The following is a 563-nucleotide window of genomic DNA, read 5'->3' on the forward strand; positions in this document are numbered from 1 at the left end:
ACAAAAAGGTTTGGCATCTCGTATGGGGGTTTCGGTTCGTACTATCCAACGCTCTTTAGATGAGATGACAGAGATGGGGCTTATAGAAAAAACAGCCACTATGAGAAACCATCCCAGATACAAAGGGCGAAACATTTACGACTTAACTCCCATCATTAAAATGATCGAAGAAATGGCTCCAGAGCTAAAAAGGACTGTAGGCAATAAAAAAAGCGACAGCCAAGAGGGGTAGTTACACGGCAAGCATAATTAAAACAACGAATGCGATTTACCATAACATCCGTTGCCCGTACCACCTGAGACGCCCTCAGCGCGTTTTTGCGGCCTCAGGGCCGTTTCCGGGATCTTTCCCCGTGCAGAACCCCGAAAAACGCCCCTGATGATTCTGGCGCGTCTGCATGGCTATGCACACGAACGCATGGCCGCCATTTTAGCGGCTAAAATCCGGCGAGCGCCCTGAAAGACATCATGAACAACCCTGATAACGGTGAACGGGTGCGCAGTTTACTGTGCGGCCGTGAGGCGTTGGCCAGGCCGTCAGGCATGGAAGGATTTATTGCTAA

Annotated in this window: 1 protein-coding gene; it reads left to right on the top strand. The window is 49.9% G+C overall.

The features are described 5' to 3' along the window. A partial coding sequence (locus G3R48_RS17190) for a helix-turn-helix domain-containing protein (RefSeq protein ID WP_246504666.1) occupies positions 1-232 on the top strand: 232 nt, incomplete at its 5' end. Positions 233-563: the final 331 nt, after the last annotated feature.

The sequence above is a fragment of the Shewanella intestini genome, from assembly GCF_018221465.1.
GTDB lineage: Bacteria > Pseudomonadota > Gammaproteobacteria > Enterobacterales > Shewanellaceae > Shewanella > Shewanella intestini.